We start from the raw sequence: 16,010 nt of genomic DNA, 5'->3' as shown, positions 1-16,010 counted from the left end.
TACCTTATGCCATTAAATCAAAACTAACTTTTGTAGAGTTGATTTTTTGATTTATCTTTTGTTGTTTAATTTGCATATTGATTTTTATTTTTTTGGCTAATGATTCAATCTCGTGTTTAAAAAAACCAGCACCATATGCACCATCGCATACACTTATATATAAAGATAGTTTTTCATCATCATCTTGCACCATTGCCCAACCTTTATTGGAACTGTCTCCTACACTTACTATTGTAGTAGTTACAAGAACTTCACCAGCATAAAATTCTCCATCACTAATAGGATCAACAATTGGTTGCAAAAGTGTTTGCATGGTTGGAGCTTGTAAAATAGTCACTTTGTACTTGTCTTTTATATTTTTATATAACTCTTTTAAACTCTTTATATCTGCTTTTTGAAGTATAAAGTTTAAATCTTCTCTTTTGATAGTATTCATTTATATAAACCTTTTTCTTATCATTGCACTTAGCTTATCAAGTGCCCAAACGGTTGTGATTATAAATAATAAAATAGTACTTACTTCAGCATTTTCAAAACCTCTTAATTTATCAAAAAGATAAAAACCAATTCCTCCAGCACCTACAAAACCTAATATCGCAGCACTTCTTACATCACTCTCAAAACGATAAAGAACCATTGATACAAAATGAGGAATAGTTTGAGGAATTACAGCATAAACTAGTATTTTAATAAATCCTGCACCACTATTAGTTAGTGCTTCTACAGGACCTGGGTCAATTGCTTCATTGCCTTCACTAAGAAGTTTACTTAAAACTCCAGCAGTATGAATACTAAGTGCTAGTATACCTGCCATTGGACCGAGCCCAACAGCACTTACAAAAATAAGTGCCCAGATAAGTTCATTTACAGATCTAAATATATTTGCTATTGTAATTCCTAGTCCATAAAGTGTTTTTCTAAAACCTTCATGAAAAAGACTTTTTCCAGGAATTAGTATTTGTAAAATATTTCTGGAAGTGATATAAGAAAGTGGTACTGCGATGATTATAGATAAAATGAGTGCGACAAATGCCATTTCAACAGTTTCTACCATCGCCCAAAAATATTTAACCAATTCATCATGATAGAAACTTGGTGGGAAAAAACCACTCCCTTTTATATCAGGATTTCCTTGTATATATGAAACCATATATCCCCAGCCATCAATCAAGGCTTTAATACTCATTTCGGTACTTGTCCAACTTTGGATAAAGATGTAAACAAGAAGTGATATGATAAATAGATTAAATATTTTAAATGGGTTTGATTGTTTTTTTAAGTCATCAATCGTCATAATTTACCTTTTTGTTAATTTGGATTTAAGTTTAGTGGCGAAATTGTTCGCCACTAATATCGTGTATTATTTTTTAAGAGATTTTTTAAACTCTATAAGTTCTCTAACAGGGTTATAGATGCTATCATCTACATTTTGATATCCATCAATTTTCATCTTTTTTAAGATTTCTTTATCTTTAAATGCAATTAACGCACCTTTTATTGCCATTTTAAGAGATTCAGGTAAGTCTTTTCTAACAGCCATTGGAGAACCTGGAATTAAATCTGATTTATAAATGATATTATAATCACTTGCTTTCCAGTGTTTGTCTAATCCTCTTTGGTAATCAAGGTTATTAGTAGATGCAGCATCAACTCTTCCAGCTTTTACTGCAAGTAAAGATGCTTCGTGTCCACCTGAGTAAATAACTTTTGAAAAATAATTCTCTGGTTTGATATTCTTTTTTGCAAACATAACGCTAGGAACCAATGTGCCTGAAGTTGAATGAGTATCAGTAAATGCCCAAGTTTTACCTTTGATGTCTTCTATGCTTTTTAAGCCACTTCCTTTTTTTGTGATAATGATTCCATAATATCCTGGAATACCAGTCTCAGCATCTACTTCAACAGCAACTGCTTCAGCATTTGCTCTTTTTGCAGCTTCTACGTATGATTTTGGTCCAAAATATGCAAGATCAACATGTTTGTGTGCCATTGCTAAAATAACACCAGCATAGTCACTAGCTGTAGAAAGTTTTACTTTTATACCTAATTTGTTTTGTAGGTATTTTGTAAGTCCACCAAATGTCTCATCCATAGTAGTTGAACCAGCAACAGGGATTACACCAAAGTTAAGTTCTTTTGGCCAATCTTTTTGTGTAGCACTTAATGTTGATGCACCTAGAGTAAGTGCAAGTGTAGTTAGAACAGCTTTTTTTAGAAATGATCTTCTCATTTTATTTCCTTGAAATTTGTATTTTGCTACACTACTTTTTGGTATCAGTAGCATAGATTTTTTCAACTATCTCTTTTGATAGTTCACCGCTCGTACCGTCAAAGACGACTGTGCCACTATTCACTCCAATGATACGGTCACAGTACTCTTTGGCAACTTCTAGGTGATGAAGATTTGCTATGATGGTTACACCATAGGTTTCATTCACCTTTTTTAAGATATCCATTACCTTTTTTGCACTTTTTTGATCAAGTGCAGATATAGGCTCGTCTGCAAGGATGATTTTGGGCTCACCTGCCAAGGCCCTAGCAATTGCAACTCTTTGTCTTTGTCCACCACTTAACTCATCACATCTTTTTGCAGAGTATTTTGTAATGTCAACTATTTCCATGTATTCTTTGGCTTTTTTTAAATCTTTTTCTTTGTAGTATTTTATTATCGCTCTTGGCATTGGAATTTCACTTAACATTCCACTTACGACATTATCAAGAACACTTAATCTATCTACTAAGTTGTAACCTTGAAAGATAATCCCTATTTGTGCTCTAATTTTTGTTAATTTTTTCTTGGAGATTTTATCCATATCGTAATCTAAAACTTTGAATTTTCCATCAAAAACTTTTATCCCACCTACGACAGACATCATAAGCGTAGATTTTCCAGCTCCACTTGGTCCTATTATAGATATGAATTCACCTTTTTTGATTTTCAAATTTACATTACTTAGTATTTTTTCTTTTTTATATCCGAGCACTAAGTTTTTCATATTTATCATCTAATTATCTCCTGTTAAATCTACGTTTATTTTGCATATATCACCTCTAAAGTTGCTAATCCCATACTCTACATAGTTATTGTTTTGATCTTTTGAGATAGTATGAACTGATAAAATAGGAGTATTTTTAGCTATATCAAGGTCTTTACTAAATTCTTTTGAAGAGAGGGAAGATTCAAATTGTGTTGATATTTTTCTTATTTCCAAGTCTGGATAACACTGTTCTAAAATTTTATACAAAGAAAATGGCTTAAAATCTAAATAATCAAGAATCTTTTTATATCTAAATGCATCAAAATAATTATATGTAACTTGTATCGGTAAATCATCCGCAAATCTTAGAAGCTTTAGTTTTATGACTTTAGTTTTTGTAGATAAGTTTAATTTTTCTGCAATTTGTTTATTGGCTTCAACGATATCTACATGTAAAAGCTTGGTTTTTGGTGTATATCCTAAATCAGCAATTTTTGATGAATAGCTACTCTTATCTGTAATAGAGTAGGGTATATTTATACTCGCTATAAAGTTTCCAAGGCCTCTTTTTGTATAGATATGCCCTTCATTTTTTAAAATTTTTAATGCTTTTCTAATTGTGTGCCTATTTGCATCGTACATTTTTGATAAGCTATTTTCAGAAGGTATAGCCTTTAGAGGTTGGTACTTTTTGTTTTTTATGTCATTTAAAATTGCATTGTATATATGTAGATAAATTGGCTTATCTGTTTTTTTAAACATTTATACCTCCTCTAAATTATTTACGGTAAGTATAAATGATATAAGTTACATAAGGATTACATGTAGGCTATACAAGTAGCTCTACATGTATATATTGGAGTTGTAATCCTTTTGTTAATAATGTTTAGTAAAATTAATAGAAAGGATTATTGTAATGAAATATAAATCGATTTTCATATCAGATATTCACCTTGGAACTAGATTTTCTCAATCTGAAAAACTTTTGGAGTTTTTAAGAGACAATGAATCTGAAAATCTTTATCTTGTTGGCGATATTATTGATGGTTGGGCGATAAAGAGAAAGTTTTATTGGTCACAAGCAAACTCTGATGTGATTCAAAAGATTCTAAGAAAAGCAAGAAAAGGTACAAATGTTTTTTATATAACAGGCAACCATGATGAATTTTTGAGACCATTTATACCAATGCTTTTAGGAGATAGTTTGAAAATAGCAAATGAGTATACGCATTATGGGATTGATGGTAAAAAATATCTTGTAACGCATGGGGACTTTTTTGATAGTATAACTATGACTAAAAAATGGCTTGCTCATCTAGGTGATGTTGGATATGATTTACTTTTATATCTAAACAAAAGAATAAATCAAATAAGAAGAATACTTGGTATAGGAAAATATTGGTCTTTTTCAAAGTACGTAAAAGACAATGTTAAAAAATCAGTTAGCTTTATAACGGATTTTGAAGAAATTTTGACAGAGCATGCAAAAAAGTTAGATTATGATGGTGTTATATGTGGACATATTCATAAAGCAGAAAATAAAATAATCGATGATTTAGTATATTTAAATTGTGGTGATTGGGTAGAAAACTGCAGTGCTGTCGTTGAAAACTTGGAGGGAAAATGGAAAATCATAGAGTTACAACCAAACCAACATTAGAAGTATGTTTAGCTCTCTCAGGAGGAGCTGCAAGAGGATCTTTTCATTTGGGCTTCATAGATGCTTTACAAAAAAATGGAGTTGTTATAAAAGCTATCAGTGGCTCAAGTGCTGGAGCTTTGGTTGGAGGAGCTATAAGTTGTGGAATTTCTCCTAGGCAAACACTCAAAATATTTAAATCAAAAGAGTTTAAAAAGATATTTAAATTTACTTGGTTTTCCAAAGGGCTATTTAAAATTGACTTGGAAGCAAAGATTTTAGATAAGTTGTTTTTGTATGATGATTTATCTCAAACAAAAATTCCTTTTTTTGCTTGTGTGACAGATTTAGATACACAAAAAGCTCTATATTTTAACGAGGGTCCAGCTAAAGAGCTTATATGTGCTTCATGTGCGTTGGTTCCATTTTTTAGTCCTATTATCTACGATGAAAAAGTTTTGGTTGATGGAGGTATATTGGATTTGATGCCTGTTGCTCCACTTAAAAGTTTTGATGAGAAGATTTTAGGTATAAATATCATGCCAAGCATAGCTTACAAAAAAAACAGTTTAAAGATAGTTATAATGAAGCTTTTAAGTATATTGACCTCAGCAAATTTACAAAAAAGCATAAAAATGTGTGATTTTTACGTAGCTCCAAAAGAGATATTAAAATACAAAATGTTCTCTTTTAAGAGCTTACAAAAAGGATTTGATTTAGGTTATGAGTATGGTCAAAAGTGGTGTGAAGAGCATGTTAACTCTCATATATCCTCTCACTAAATTCAGCAAATTTTCCACGAACTGCTGATTGTAACTCTATGGCAAACATTGATAACTCTTTGTCTTGATGGGTTGTTTGTTTTATCAAGCTTGTTAGTCCATTGTTGTATTTGTTTAAATAGAGATTATCGATTTGTCTGTTTGAGCCTATAACAATAGCCATACAGCTGTTATCAAGTCTTGAGAGAATTAGTTGCGTTGTTTTTTGTGAACTATTTTGCCACTCATCTAAGATGACAATAGCATTGCTTAAAGTTCTTCCTCTTGCTTCTCCTGGCCATAGCTTTTCTATGTGGTTTTTTTCTATTAGCTCTTCTGCTTTTGCTTTTATAGATTCTATGTTTTCATCTTTTTGTTTTTTCAACATACTTTTTGCAATAAACTCTACTGTATCATTTAGTGCCATATTGTAGATGCGAAATTTTTCTTCATTTCCAGATAGATAACCAATATCTTCACCTCTATCTAAACTCTCAATAGAGTTTCTTGTATATACTATCTTATCATACAAACCTTTTGAAACCATTCTCATAGCACCATATATAGAGAGTAAAGTTTTTCCACTTCCCGCTTTTGCATCTACTACAATTAGGTTGTATAAGTTACTTGTTATTGCTTTCATGAAGAGTTTTTGTTGGATATTTATGGGTTTGATTTTATATCCGTGAAAGTCATTTTTTTCATGCGTATATATTTTTTCATTATGTATAATTGCATATTTTTTATTTCCATTTGGAGTTGTAAATTCATAGCTTCTATTAGATGGTTTGTATTCTTCATCTATAGTAGTTATATTTTCATTGTTTAAATTTTCTAGTATATCTTCATCAACTTCTATTGTTTTATATAACTCTATTTTTGGAACTTCTGCTTTATCTTCTTTTAGAGTTTGTGTTTCTACTTTTTTTAAAAGAGCAAATATTCTTGCATATACATCAATAGATAAAAAAATGACTTCTCTTTTTTTGTAGTGTTTTTTTGATATCTCAGCTATTTCGATGATTCTTTTATCGTTGCTTTCAGCTCTGTTATTTTCTTCTATACTATTTTCATAAATATCTTTTGATATGATATCAAGAACAATATCATCTTTTGCCATTCTTACAATTTTGAAACCAAGATTTTGCTCAATTTCAACAACATTTGCATTTGCCAAAAATCTTGCAAATTCTCTTGCATTGTAACCAACTTCATCGAGCTGCTTTTTTTTGTTTTCAACTTCAAGTAGTACTGTTTCAGCAATTACGACTACATTTTCACCACCTTGTGATAGATTTATGATGTTGTGAAGACCTTGTAGGATTATGTTTGTATCTACAATAAAAACTTTTTCGCTCATTATAACTGACCTTTAATATATCTTTGTCTTTTTTTGTCTTTAATTTTTTCTATATCAACAACAATAAAACTATCAACACAATTGTTGAAATTTTCATCTATATTAAATCCCATAAAAGATATACCACCTTCTTCACAAAGTTCTGTATATTGTTTATACAGTACAGGGACGCTAACTCCATAACAGGCTAAATGCTCTTTTAAAAGCTCAAAGTTCTCTTTTTTATCTTCTCCTGTAAATATTTGTTGCATTTCTGTTTTTTCATCTTTATTAAAAACAAATGGATTTTTTGGATTTATTGCATTGTTATTAGCGCCATAATATTTTGAATAATAATATATGATGAGATTTTGAGCACCTTTTGGTATTGATGAACTTAGAGAAACTGGACCAAACATATATCTTATATGTGGATTTTTATATAAATATGCCCCTATGCCTTGCCAAAGATAATCTAATGCTCTACTGCCCCAGTATTTTGGTTGTACGAAGCTTCGTCCTAACTCTATTGAGTTACTCAAATACTCTTCAAACTCTTGATTGAAATAAAACAAAGAATTACTATAAAAGCCTTCTTGCCCAAAATATTCACTTATAAAATCACTTTCACCAATGCGATAAGAACCAATAACTTCAAGTTTGTCTTCATCCCATAAAACTATATGTTTATAGTACTCATCAAACTCATCCAAATCTCTTTTTTTGCCAGTACCTTCTTCAACTTTTCTAAATGTAAACTCTCTTAAACGGCTTATTTCTTTCATAACAGATGATTCATTTTCATATTCATAAAGATATATTTTTTTCCCGTCACTAGTTTTTCCTAAAAGAGTTGATGCATTTAATTCCTCTTTTATTTTTTTTCTATCTTCAGGGTGTGCTATGCATTTTTGTGTTGCGAAAATTGGAGTTTTATTTTTAGAAATATTATATAAATGTTTTTTAAAAAGTTTAACTTTAGTTTTGATGTTAAATGTGTTTTTTTCAAAACTTTTAAAAGGGATGATTTCTCCTATAACAAACTCTAAACTTTTATTTTTTTTATTAAACATTTCCCAAGGAAGAAGACTTGCAGAGAGTTTTTTATTTATAGTAGATATGGTATAAAAAAAAGCAGAATTTTTTGCTTTTATATAAATAGGAAGTATTGGAGTGTTTTTTTTGAGTGCAAATTTTAAAAAACCTTTATGCCATTTTGTGTCTTTTATCCCATCAGGACGAGCGCGAGATACTTCTCCTGAAGGAAAAATGATTATCGCTTCTTCTTTATCAAGAGAGTTATAAATCTGCTCCAATGTCTGTTTTGAAGTTTTTGAGCCAAATGCGTCTATACTTAAAAGTATTGGTTTTAACTGATCTATTTGAGCTAAAACATCATTTGCTAAAACTTTTACATCACTTCTTACTTTTTTAACAAGATTTATCAAAGAAAGTGCATCAAGAGCACCAAGAGGATGGTTTGCTATGATGATAACTCTTCCTTCACAAGGAATGTTTTCTATTTGATTACTAGAAACTTTATATGAAAAGTTGAAGTAATCCAAAACTCCATCTACAAATTCAAATGGCCCTACATTTTCATATGATTTTAAAAAAGCATTTATCTCATTTTCTCGTATTAGCCTTTTGACAAATCCAAAGATTGGCTTTTTAATGATAAATGGTAGATTTGTAATAGCTGGGTATTTGACACAGATAGCTTTTTGAATGTTAACCATTGTAAATCCTTTTTGAAAATTATAATCAAAAAGGATTACATTTTAGAAACAAAAAAAGCCCTGCTATAAAAGATATAGCAGGGCTTTTAGAGGTTTAAAAAAGGTTACTTGATACCTTTTTCGCTCCAGTAAGCTTTGATTTTAGTAGTTAAAGCATCTGGAAGTGGAACAAAACCTAAGCTTGCAGCTAAATCTTGCCCATTTTTATATGACCAGTCATAAAATGCTGTTACTTTTTTGTTAGTATCAGCTTTTTCTTTTGGAAGAAGTATAAAAGTTGCTGCTACCATTGGGTAAGAGCCTTTTCCGCTAGGATCAGCTATGATTGCATAAAAGTCTTTTTTAGGATCAAAACTAGCTTTTGCAGCTGAAGTTTGAAAGTTTTTAAGTTCAGGTTTGATGTAGTAACCTTCTTTGTTCTCAACAGTTGCCATAGTGATAGAGTTATTTTTTGCATCAGCATAATCAATATAGCCAACAGCATATGGAGTTTGCTTGATAAGAGATGCAACACCAGTGTTTTTATTACCACCTATATGGTGATCTCCAGGCCAATTTACTGATTTTTTAGCACCAAAGTTTTTTCTCCACTCTGAGTTACTCTTACTTAGATAGTAAGTAAAGTTATAAGTTGTACCACTTCCATCTGATCTGTGAACAAAAGTAAGTTTTTTATGAGGAAGTTTTACGCCAGGATTTGACATAGCGATTAGTTCGTTATCCCAGTATTTTACGTTACCAAGTGCTATTTCAGCTATTGCTGCACGAGATAGTTTTAAGCCTGATACATTTGGAAGATTGTATCCCATTGTGATTGCCCCAACAACTGCAGGGAACTGATAAAGTTTTGCTTCAGCAAGTGCTTTTGGGCTAAGAGGTTTATCGCTACCAGCAAAATCAACTGCTCTTGCTTTGATATCTTTGATACCTTTTGAAGAACCTTTTGATATATAATCAACTTTTACACCAGTGTCTTTATGGTAAGCTTTTAACCACTTTTGATATACACTATATGGAAATGATGCTCCACTACCTTTTATGTCAGCTGCATTAAGTGCAGTTGATGCGATTAAACCAGCTACTGCGATTGTAACGATTTTTTTCATTTTTAATTCCTTTTCAAGTTTTATGATGGAATTATAAATTAAGTTGGTTACAAAAAGATTACAATAACTCTTTATTTATATTTGTAAGAATTTTCTCGTTTATAAAATTTACAAGTTTTTTAGCTTGAAACTTGATAAAATCATTTTTTTGCATAGTGGCATTATCTAAACTAAGAGTGTATAATAGTTCTATCTCATATTGGTCTATATCTTGGTTTTGGACTAATTTGTTAAGCATAGCTTTTGTATCTTCTAAATCTTCTTTTTCAATATCAAAACTTATTTTATTAAAATTATCAAGCCAGTACTTAAAAGTATCTACATGTAAAGAAAATTTATTCATTTTCATCTAATCCTAAAGCTCTTAGATAGTTATTGGAACACTCAATACTCTGTTTTTTCCCATCATCATCGACTGATACATAAGTAACAACTGCACTTGTTACATGTACACATCTTCTAAAGCCATCATCATTACTTCTCTCAGCTGTTACTTCTACTTTTGTTTTTACTGAAGAATTTCCTACCTTTATAACTTTTGCATAAAAGCTTACTACATCTCCTACAAAAATTGGCTCTCTAAAGCTCATAGAATTAACTGCAACTGTTACAACTCTGTGGATTGGTAAATCTCTTGTTGCTAAGGCTCCAGCTATATCAATCTGAGACATAATCCAACCACCAAAAATATTTCCAGATGGGTTAGTGTCTTTTGGCATTGCTACAATTTTTATGCGAGGTTCACCCATATTGTGCATATAAGCTCCTTAAAGAAGATAGGTTATATCATATTATTTTTTGGTATAATAAATGCTTAAGTACCTAACCACAAATAAGACCAAATAACAGAGTTCTAAAATGATAGTTAGTAGAAGGCAAAAACTTGCAGGAGCTACTAGTAGCTTCAAAAGTTTTTAACGCACTAATAGCTGTCATTTTAGAACTCCCTTTGGGCGATAAGCAAAAGGCGCATCTACTTCGTTAGATTTTTTCATCTTAGCAGCAGCTAGGATTTCAAAAATCTGCCTTGTATCTACACCTTTTGCTTATCGCTGTTAATTGGTTTTATTTGTGGTTAGGTACTTAAAAGCAATCCTATAAAGAATAGCTTAAACGAAAGGTAAAATTTAAAAAAGACAATAGTATATTAACAGTGAAATTTTAAAGAACATAGCAAGAGATTTTTTCTTGCTAATGTTTGATTTTTGAAACACTCATTTTAGGTAAGTATCTAGAATTTTACTAGAGTGCTTTGATAATCAAACACTAAAAATGTTTGGTTTGACAATGGTATGGTTGAGACACTATGTGGCTCAATGTTTATTTGCCAAGTTCTATTACAACTTATTGTTAAATAGTTGAATGATAAAGATCAAGATGTGACGAATACCCTTTGTGGGTTATAGGCAACATTATTTTTGTAAATAGCTAAAATGATATGAGCAAGTTTTCTAGCAACTATAACAACAGCTTCTTTTTTAGCTCTTCCAGAAGAGACTTTGTCGTAGAAGAGTTTATTAAGCTCTTTGTTGTGTCTAATACTAGCAATGGCAGCTTGGTAGAGTGCTTTTTTGGCTAGCTTGGCTCCACGCTTTGCAATTGGTCCATGAACTGTTTTATTGCCTGATTGCTCTAGTGTTGGATAAAGACCAAGATAACCTATGAAACTGTTTTGATTGGTAAATCTAGATAGATCACCACATTCACTCATAAGGGCAAAGATGGTTTTATCAGATACTCCAGGTATGGTTCTGAGATTATCAATGATATTCATAACCTCTTGCTCTTCATTTGTATCAAGCTTTGGTTGTTGATTAAAAAGAGCTAACATTTGAGTTTCACATTGCTCAATCTCATTGTTGATAAATTTGATTTGTCTAATATGAGATAGAATCACAAATGCTCTCTCATCAACACCATTGCCTTGATAGATAGAGTGCTTAGCTAACTCTAAAAGCTTTGTAGCTTTATTTTCATTGAAATTATTGCCCTTGATGCCTCTAAAAGTTTTAAGTATTCTATCTACACTAGCATGATGATAGTGCTTTGCTGTTGGATATTTTTCAAGCAGTGCAAGTCCAGTAACATTAAATGGATCTTTGATCACTTGTTCCATCTCTGGAAATACAACTGCAAGAAGAGTACTTACTTGTCGTTTATGTTTTTTTAGTTCATCCTGTAAGCTAGACTTATGTCTATACAAAGATTTAATACTTTGATATGAGTCTTCACTTACATACGCTTTGGAATATCTACCTGATTTTATCAAAGCTGCAATCATTAGTGCATCTATGTTGTCATTTTTAACTTTCTTCATTGTATCCATTTCTCTGAATCTATTTGTTTGATAGGGATTAAGTAATACTACCTTAAACCCCTTTGCTTTCAAATAAAGATAGAGATTTTCAAAGAATAGCCCAGTGGCTTCCATGGCAATAGTGAAGTTTGATATTTCATCAATAGATGATAGAAGCAAGAATAACTTTTCAAACCCTTCTTCATCATTGTTTAATTTTAAAGTATTTAATACTTTATCACTTTCAATACTAAGCACTGCTGCGACATGAAAACTTTTTGCTATATCTATTCCTACGAAATACATGACTGATCCTTTTATGTCTAACTTTTTCTTACAGCCTCGTAACGATAGAAGATTAGAAATAAATTCTATCTTTGCATCCTATATGTAAGTTACTTTAGTTAAACGCAGTATGCTTTCTTTGAAGATACAAGTTCATAAGGAAAAAAGACTGTCATTCAACTCTTTAACTGTAAGTTGTTTTAGATGTTGGTAAAACTAATAAAACTTTACCAAAGTCTAAATGATTATCAAATTACTACTCTAAATTGATCTAGTAACTTGATAAATTTATTATACGAGGAGAAAATATGGAACAAGAATTACAAGAAGTTACAAAGTTTTATAATACTGTGATTGAGTTTATAACAAATTATTCATTTCAGATTTTAGGTGCACTTATAATACTGCTTATAGGTATTGTTGCTTCAAAATATATACAAAGATACACCATAAAACTTTTGCAAAAAACTAAACTAGATGAGATAATTGTTAATTTTATATCTAATTTTGTTCGTTTTTTAGTTATAGCTATGATGGGGATTTTAGCTCTTGGAAAACTTGGTATCTCAATAGCTCCATTTATAGCAGCTCTTGGTGCGGCTTCTTTGACTGCTGGATTGGCTCTTCAAGGAAGTGTTTCTAACTTTGCTGCTGGAGTAGTTTTGATCATAACAAAACCTTTTAAAATAGATGATACTATAACCGTACATGGTGTTTTTGGTCAGGTACAAGATATCAAATTAGCATATACAGTTTTGATAAACGAAGATAAAGAGCAAATCACAATTCCAAATAAGTACATGATAGGAGATGTTTTAGTTAACTCTTTTTCTTATCGTTTGGTTGAAGGAAGTGTAGGCATAGCGTATGATAGTGACACGCAAAAAGCAATAGAGCTTATAAAAAATGTTTTATTAAATCACGATGAAGTTTCAAAAGACAATGAGCCAATTGTTGGTATAGAAAAGTTTGCAAATAGCTCTGTTGATATTGGGTATAGATATTGGGCACCAACTAATAGTTATTTTAAAGTCCAATACGCAATAAATCAAGAAGTTTTTAATGTGCTTAAAAAAGAAAATATAGATATACCATTTTCACAGATGGAAATTAGGATGCTCTCTTAGAGAGTTATTTTTTCTTTTTCTTTCTGTTGTCTTTTCTTTCTGTTGTCTTTTCTTTTTTGGTGACGCTTTTCTTTTCTTACAGAGTGAATCCATAGCCAATTTATTGCATAATATGAAAGTATTGAAACACTAATGGCATAAAAAAATGTTCCAGTATAAAGTGGTATAAAAATATCTCCTAAGTGATGTTTAAACCACTGCATAGTTAATTCTACATGTAAAGAATCCATCCCAAGTAAAAATGCACCAGTTTTATACTCCATATAATACATAAATGGCATAGTAACAGGATTGCTAAACCAAACCATACTAACTGCTATTGGGACATTAAATCTTGCAAGTGGGGTTGTTAATACCACAGCTAGCATTTGCATAGGCATAGGTATAAATCCCCAAAAAATTCCTATTGCAACACCTTTTGTTATAGATTTTTGATTTATTGATAGGTATTCTCTTGGAATTTTATATTTTTTTATAAATGCATCTAATTTGCCCTTCTTGGGACTTCTTTTGAATATCTTCCTAATCATAAGATGGAAGTATACCATAAGTTTTTAACTATTTCATTATATATCACTTACAAATTATGGGATTAAAAGGTTTATGATAGTGAATAAAAAAAAGATAGATGAAGTACCCCTAAGTTGGTATAATTAATATATATTTTTATCGATGATTTTACCTTGGATAATGGCAAAAATCAAAATATAAAGATTGACTATGATTGTAAAAGGAAGTCCAAATAGAGCGATCATAAATGGTAAGAGTGGGATTTTCACTGCTCTTGCATACATAAAAGTTGCAATTAATCCAAAGCTAAGACCATGTTTTCTCATGTCTTCAAGCATAGGATACCATGCATACATTGGTCCATGACTTAGGATACCACCAATCAAAGAGTAAAAAATACCTTTTTTGCCACTATCTTTACCTAAATGCTTCATAATTTGCTTTGGTTTTAAAAAATAGTTTATGATTGCAGTAACAAAAATAACTAATATAAATATAGGGATGATTTTGTATAGAGTCATCCCAAATTTGTTTATGATGTTTGATATATTAGAAGAATCAAATATTGCTAAACATATAAACAACCCAATAACAACTGCAAGAAATTTCAATCCTTTAAATTCAAACTTTTTCATGAAAATAATCCCAGTGTTATAGTTGATAGATAAGCTATAACAATAGTGCTTAAAAATGTTAAAAGATTACGTAAAGCAGTAAACTTTACTCCAAATACTGAAGCTTCAGCTGCTAGATGAGTAAAACTTAAAGTTGTCCATGCCATGATAAATGCTATAAGTGCATATGTAGACACACCTTGATTTTTCAATCCTTCAGCTACAACATAACTAATAGCACCATTACCAGAAGAAATAGCACCTAAGAATGTACCATCTAATATATCAAATATAATTCCATGCCCAAAGAGATTTGATAGCATTTGTGGTGTTATGTATACTTGAAAACAAGCGACTAAACCAACCACAGCAAGTATGGTTGGCAGTAAAGAGATAAATCCTAAAGTTGCTTTTTTTAGAGATATAAAAAAAGTTGGTTTTTTATCGGGTTGTTTTTTCTCTTTTGTAATCAATTTAGTTTATTACTCCAATACGCATATTTCTTTTTTAAACATATGTTGGATTGTTCTTAGTGCTACTATGAAAACAACAAGCGTAGAAAAAGCTAAAAATAGATATGCAAAATAGCTATATGCAATCAATCCAGTTTTTTTATAAGCAAGCATAGAAGCTATAGTTACAGCTGTTAGTGGAAATGTAAATGCCCACCAAGAGATAAAAAACTTTAGCTTAAGAAAGTTTTTAAACATAAATAAAAGTAAAAAAGTAAAAAATAGCGCTAAAGAGTATAGAAAGTTTGAAAATATATCAAAATGACCATACATTTTTGTGTAAGCGATAGACGCTACAGCAGGAGGTGCTATAAATATAAATAGTGTAGGCATAAACTTACCAGCTAATTGATGATGAAATATAATTCTATTGATAAGTATAGCAGTAAGAACAATCCAAAAGAATAGCCCTACTGAAAAATAATACATAAGAAAACTATTGTTTATATAACCATGACCAGCTACAGGAACAAGTACATTTCCTACTATAGGTATAAACCACGCTGGATTTGAGTGATCTAGTTTTAGGTTGTTATTTACCCAAAAACTAATAGTATAAAAAGTAAAATATGTTTGAAGTATAGTTCCTACATAGAAAAAATTTTGTGCTATTTGAGAACTGATTCCATGATATGTAATTGAAACCAATAAAAATGATATAGATACAGCAGCAAAAAAGTTACTTCTAACAGGATGGGAAAATTCTCCTTTTACTTCTTTGATATAAATTAGCATTTTTGTTGCGTATGTAAAAAATATAGCTAAAAAGACAATCATATCTAAATACGCTAAACTCAAACCTATAATGTGAGGTAAACCAAATAATTCTGCAGCTTTTTCATAAGCTATCGCCAAGCCTGATATCCCCATAGTGATGGAAAACATCATGATAGGGAAATTTTGTAATCGATTAGGAACACTTAATGGTGTATTGTTTTCTAAACTCATTATTAAACCTTTCTGAACATATGTTCAAAATTATAGCCAATCAAAACTAAATTGTCAATAGTTTTGATAATAAAAATAATATGAAATTATAATATGACTAAATATTAACTACACACAAAACTGTTACAATTTTATCATAACTTAAAAGAAGGAAGA

The 16,010-nt window shown here is 30.6% G+C and carries 18 protein-coding genes; 3 read left to right on the top strand and 15 right to left on the bottom strand.

All coding sequences use genetic code 11. The annotated features are described in order from the left end of the window. Positions 1-4 precede the first annotated feature (4 nt). From ACKGJI_RS09570 to ACKGJI_RS09550, 5 genes are all read right to left on the bottom strand, one after another. Complete coding sequence (locus ACKGJI_RS09570) at positions 5-436, bottom strand: phosphonate C-P lyase system protein PhnG (RefSeq protein ID WP_458700061.1); 432 nt, start codon at positions 434-436, stop codon at positions 5-7. Continuing rightward, positions 437-1,294, bottom strand: a complete 858-nt coding sequence (gene phnE, locus ACKGJI_RS09565; RefSeq protein WP_458700060.1) for a phosphonate ABC transporter, permease protein PhnE — start codon at positions 1,292-1,294, stop codon at positions 437-439. A gap of 66 nt (positions 1,295-1,360) precedes the next feature. Next, the gene (gene phnD / locus ACKGJI_RS09560) at positions 1,361-2,230 is read right to left on the bottom strand and encodes a phosphonate ABC transporter substrate-binding protein (RefSeq protein ID WP_458700059.1); all 870 of its coding nucleotides are present in this window, start codon (positions 2,228-2,230) and stop codon (positions 1,361-1,363) included. Positions 2,231-2,261: 31 nt separating this feature from the next. Then, positions 2,262-3,005 (bottom strand): phosphonate ABC transporter ATP-binding protein, encoded by a 744-nt coding sequence (phnC, locus tag ACKGJI_RS09555; RefSeq protein ID WP_458700058.1) that lies wholly within the window; start codon positions 3,003-3,005, stop codon positions 2,262-2,264. Further along, the gene (locus tag ACKGJI_RS09550) at positions 3,006-3,740 is read right to left on the bottom strand and encodes a GntR family transcriptional regulator (RefSeq protein WP_458700057.1); all 735 of its coding nucleotides are present in this window, start codon (positions 3,738-3,740) and stop codon (positions 3,006-3,008) included. It lies immediately after the preceding gene. A gap of 154 nt (positions 3,741-3,894) precedes the next feature. On the opposite strand from ACKGJI_RS09550, the gene ACKGJI_RS09545 reads away from it, so the two are divergent. Together ACKGJI_RS09545 and ACKGJI_RS09540 are read left to right on the top strand one after the other, a co-directional pair. After that, positions 3,895-4,638 carry a UDP-2,3-diacylglucosamine diphosphatase gene (locus ACKGJI_RS09545; RefSeq protein ID WP_458700056.1) on the top strand — a complete coding sequence of 248 codons (744 nt, stop codon included), beginning with the start codon at positions 3,895-3,897 and terminating at the stop codon, positions 4,636-4,638. Next, entirely contained in the window at positions 4,602-5,399 is a 798-nt protein-coding gene (locus ACKGJI_RS09540; RefSeq protein ID WP_458700055.1) for a patatin-like phospholipase family protein, read from the top strand. Before ACKGJI_RS09545 ends, ACKGJI_RS09540 begins: the two co-directional genes overlap by 37 nt. Here the strand turns inward: ACKGJI_RS09540 and ACKGJI_RS09535 are convergent. From ACKGJI_RS09535 to ACKGJI_RS09510, 6 genes are all read right to left on the bottom strand, one after another. After that, positions 5,374-6,738 carry a PhoH family protein gene (locus ACKGJI_RS09535; protein WP_458700054.1) on the bottom strand — a complete coding sequence of 455 codons (1,365 nt, stop codon included), beginning with the start codon at positions 6,736-6,738 and terminating at the stop codon, positions 5,374-5,376. The genes ACKGJI_RS09540 and ACKGJI_RS09535 overlap by 26 nt on opposite strands. Next, positions 6,738-8,456: a lysophospholipid acyltransferase family protein gene (locus ACKGJI_RS09530; RefSeq protein ID WP_458700053.1), complete on the bottom strand. Its 1,719-nt coding sequence runs from the start codon at positions 8,454-8,456 to the stop codon at positions 6,738-6,740. Before ACKGJI_RS09530 ends, ACKGJI_RS09535 begins: the two co-directional genes overlap by 1 nt. 104 nt (positions 8,457-8,560) lie before the next feature. Further along, the gene (pstS, locus tag ACKGJI_RS09525) at positions 8,561-9,562 is read right to left on the bottom strand and encodes a phosphate ABC transporter substrate-binding protein PstS (RefSeq protein ID WP_458700052.1); all 1,002 of its coding nucleotides are present in this window, start codon (positions 9,560-9,562) and stop codon (positions 8,561-8,563) included. A gap of 58 nt (positions 9,563-9,620) precedes the next feature. Then, positions 9,621-9,905 carry a hypothetical protein gene (locus tag ACKGJI_RS09520; protein ID WP_458700051.1) on the bottom strand — a complete coding sequence of 95 codons (285 nt, stop codon included), beginning with the start codon at positions 9,903-9,905 and terminating at the stop codon, positions 9,621-9,623. Beyond that, a complete protein-coding gene (locus tag ACKGJI_RS09515) occupies positions 9,898-10,320 on the bottom strand; it encodes an acyl-CoA thioesterase (protein ID WP_458700050.1) in 423 nt (140 codons plus the stop codon). Before ACKGJI_RS09515 ends, ACKGJI_RS09520 begins: the two co-directional genes overlap by 8 nt. A gap of 614 nt (positions 10,321-10,934) precedes the next feature. Then, on the bottom strand, positions 10,935-12,164 hold the full coding sequence (locus ACKGJI_RS09510; RefSeq protein WP_458700049.1) for an IS110 family RNA-guided transposase: 1,230 nt from the start codon (positions 12,162-12,164) through the stop codon (positions 10,935-10,937). A gap of 287 nt (positions 12,165-12,451) precedes the next feature. On the opposite strand from ACKGJI_RS09510, the gene ACKGJI_RS09505 reads away from it, so the two are divergent. Continuing rightward, on the top strand, positions 12,452-13,270 hold the full coding sequence (locus tag ACKGJI_RS09505; RefSeq protein WP_458700048.1) for a mechanosensitive ion channel family protein: 819 nt from the start codon (positions 12,452-12,454) through the stop codon (positions 13,268-13,270). Here the strand turns inward: ACKGJI_RS09505 and ACKGJI_RS09500 are convergent. The 4 genes from ACKGJI_RS09500 to ACKGJI_RS09485 all read right to left on the bottom strand — a co-directional run bounded on the left by ACKGJI_RS09500 (position 13,267) and on the right by ACKGJI_RS09485 (position 15,854). Further along, entirely contained in the window at positions 13,267-13,800 is a 534-nt protein-coding gene (locus ACKGJI_RS09500; RefSeq protein ID WP_458700047.1) for a DUF2062 domain-containing protein, read from the bottom strand. The two genes, ACKGJI_RS09505 and ACKGJI_RS09500, sit on opposite strands and share 4 nt — an antisense overlap. Before the next feature lie 123 nt (positions 13,801-13,923). Beyond that, positions 13,924-14,415, bottom strand: coding sequence for a permease (locus ACKGJI_RS09495; protein ID WP_458700046.1), 492 nt, complete (start codon positions 14,413-14,415; stop codon positions 13,924-13,926). Continuing rightward, the gene (locus ACKGJI_RS09490) at positions 14,412-14,867 is read right to left on the bottom strand and encodes a permease (protein WP_458700045.1); all 456 of its coding nucleotides are present in this window, start codon (positions 14,865-14,867) and stop codon (positions 14,412-14,414) included. The genes ACKGJI_RS09495 and ACKGJI_RS09490 overlap by 4 nt, the downstream gene beginning before the upstream one ends. Before the next feature lie 9 nt (positions 14,868-14,876). Continuing rightward, positions 14,877-15,854: an SLAC1 anion channel family protein gene (locus ACKGJI_RS09485; protein WP_458700044.1), complete on the bottom strand. Its 978-nt coding sequence runs from the start codon at positions 15,852-15,854 to the stop codon at positions 14,877-14,879. Between the last annotated feature and the right edge of the window lie 156 nt (positions 15,855-16,010).

It is taken from the genome of Sulfurospirillum sp. 1307 (genome assembly GCF_054408545.1).
This window is presented reverse-complemented; position numbering and strand designations above follow the sequence as displayed.

Bases quoted from the DNA above. Each gene is read 5' to 3' on its own strand.
- phnC (WP_458700058.1), bottom strand. From the start codon at position 3,005: ATGATAAATATGAAAAACTTAGTGCTCGGATATAAAAAAGAAAAAATA.
- ACKGJI_RS09505 (WP_458700048.1), top strand. From the start codon at position 12,452: ATGGAACAAGAATTACAAGAAGTTACAAAGTTTTATAATACTGTGATT.
- pstS (WP_458700052.1), bottom strand. From the start codon at position 9,562: ATGAAAAAAATCGTTACAATCGCAGTAGCTGGTTTAATCGCATCAACT.
- phnE (WP_458700060.1), bottom strand. From the start codon at position 1,294: ATGACGATTGATGACTTAAAAAAACAATCAAACCCATTTAAAATATTT.
- ACKGJI_RS09530 (WP_458700053.1), bottom strand. From the start codon at position 8,456: ATGGTTAACATTCAAAAAGCTATCTGTGTCAAATACCCAGCTATTACA.
- ACKGJI_RS09510 (WP_458700049.1), bottom strand. From the start codon at position 12,164: ATGTATTTCGTAGGAATAGATATAGCAAAAAGTTTTCATGTCGCAGCA.
- ACKGJI_RS09515 (WP_458700050.1), bottom strand. From the start codon at position 10,320: ATGCACAATATGGGTGAACCTCGCATAAAAATTGTAGCAATGCCAAAA.
- ACKGJI_RS09540 (WP_458700055.1), top strand. From the start codon at position 4,602: ATGGAAAATCATAGAGTTACAACCAAACCAACATTAGAAGTATGTTTA.
- phnD (WP_458700059.1), bottom strand. From the start codon at position 2,230: ATGAGAAGATCATTTCTAAAAAAAGCTGTTCTAACTACACTTGCACTT.
- ACKGJI_RS09495 (WP_458700046.1), bottom strand. From the start codon at position 14,415: ATGAAAAAGTTTGAATTTAAAGGATTGAAATTTCTTGCAGTTGTTATT.
- ACKGJI_RS09500 (WP_458700047.1), bottom strand. From the start codon at position 13,800: ATGATTAGGAAGATATTCAAAAGAAGTCCCAAGAAGGGCAAATTAGAT.
- ACKGJI_RS09520 (WP_458700051.1), bottom strand. From the start codon at position 9,905: ATGAATAAATTTTCTTTACATGTAGATACTTTTAAGTACTGGCTTGAT.
- ACKGJI_RS09550 (WP_458700057.1), bottom strand. From the start codon at position 3,740: ATGTTTAAAAAAACAGATAAGCCAATTTATCTACATATATACAATGCA.
- ACKGJI_RS09570 (WP_458700061.1), bottom strand. From the start codon at position 436: ATGAATACTATCAAAAGAGAAGATTTAAACTTTATACTTCAAAAAGCA.
- ACKGJI_RS09535 (WP_458700054.1), bottom strand. From the start codon at position 6,738: ATGAGCGAAAAAGTTTTTATTGTAGATACAAACATAATCCTACAAGGT.
- ACKGJI_RS09545 (WP_458700056.1), top strand. From the start codon at position 3,895: ATGAAATATAAATCGATTTTCATATCAGATATTCACCTTGGAACTAGA.
- ACKGJI_RS09485 (WP_458700044.1), bottom strand. From the start codon at position 15,854: ATGAGTTTAGAAAACAATACACCATTAAGTGTTCCTAATCGATTACAA.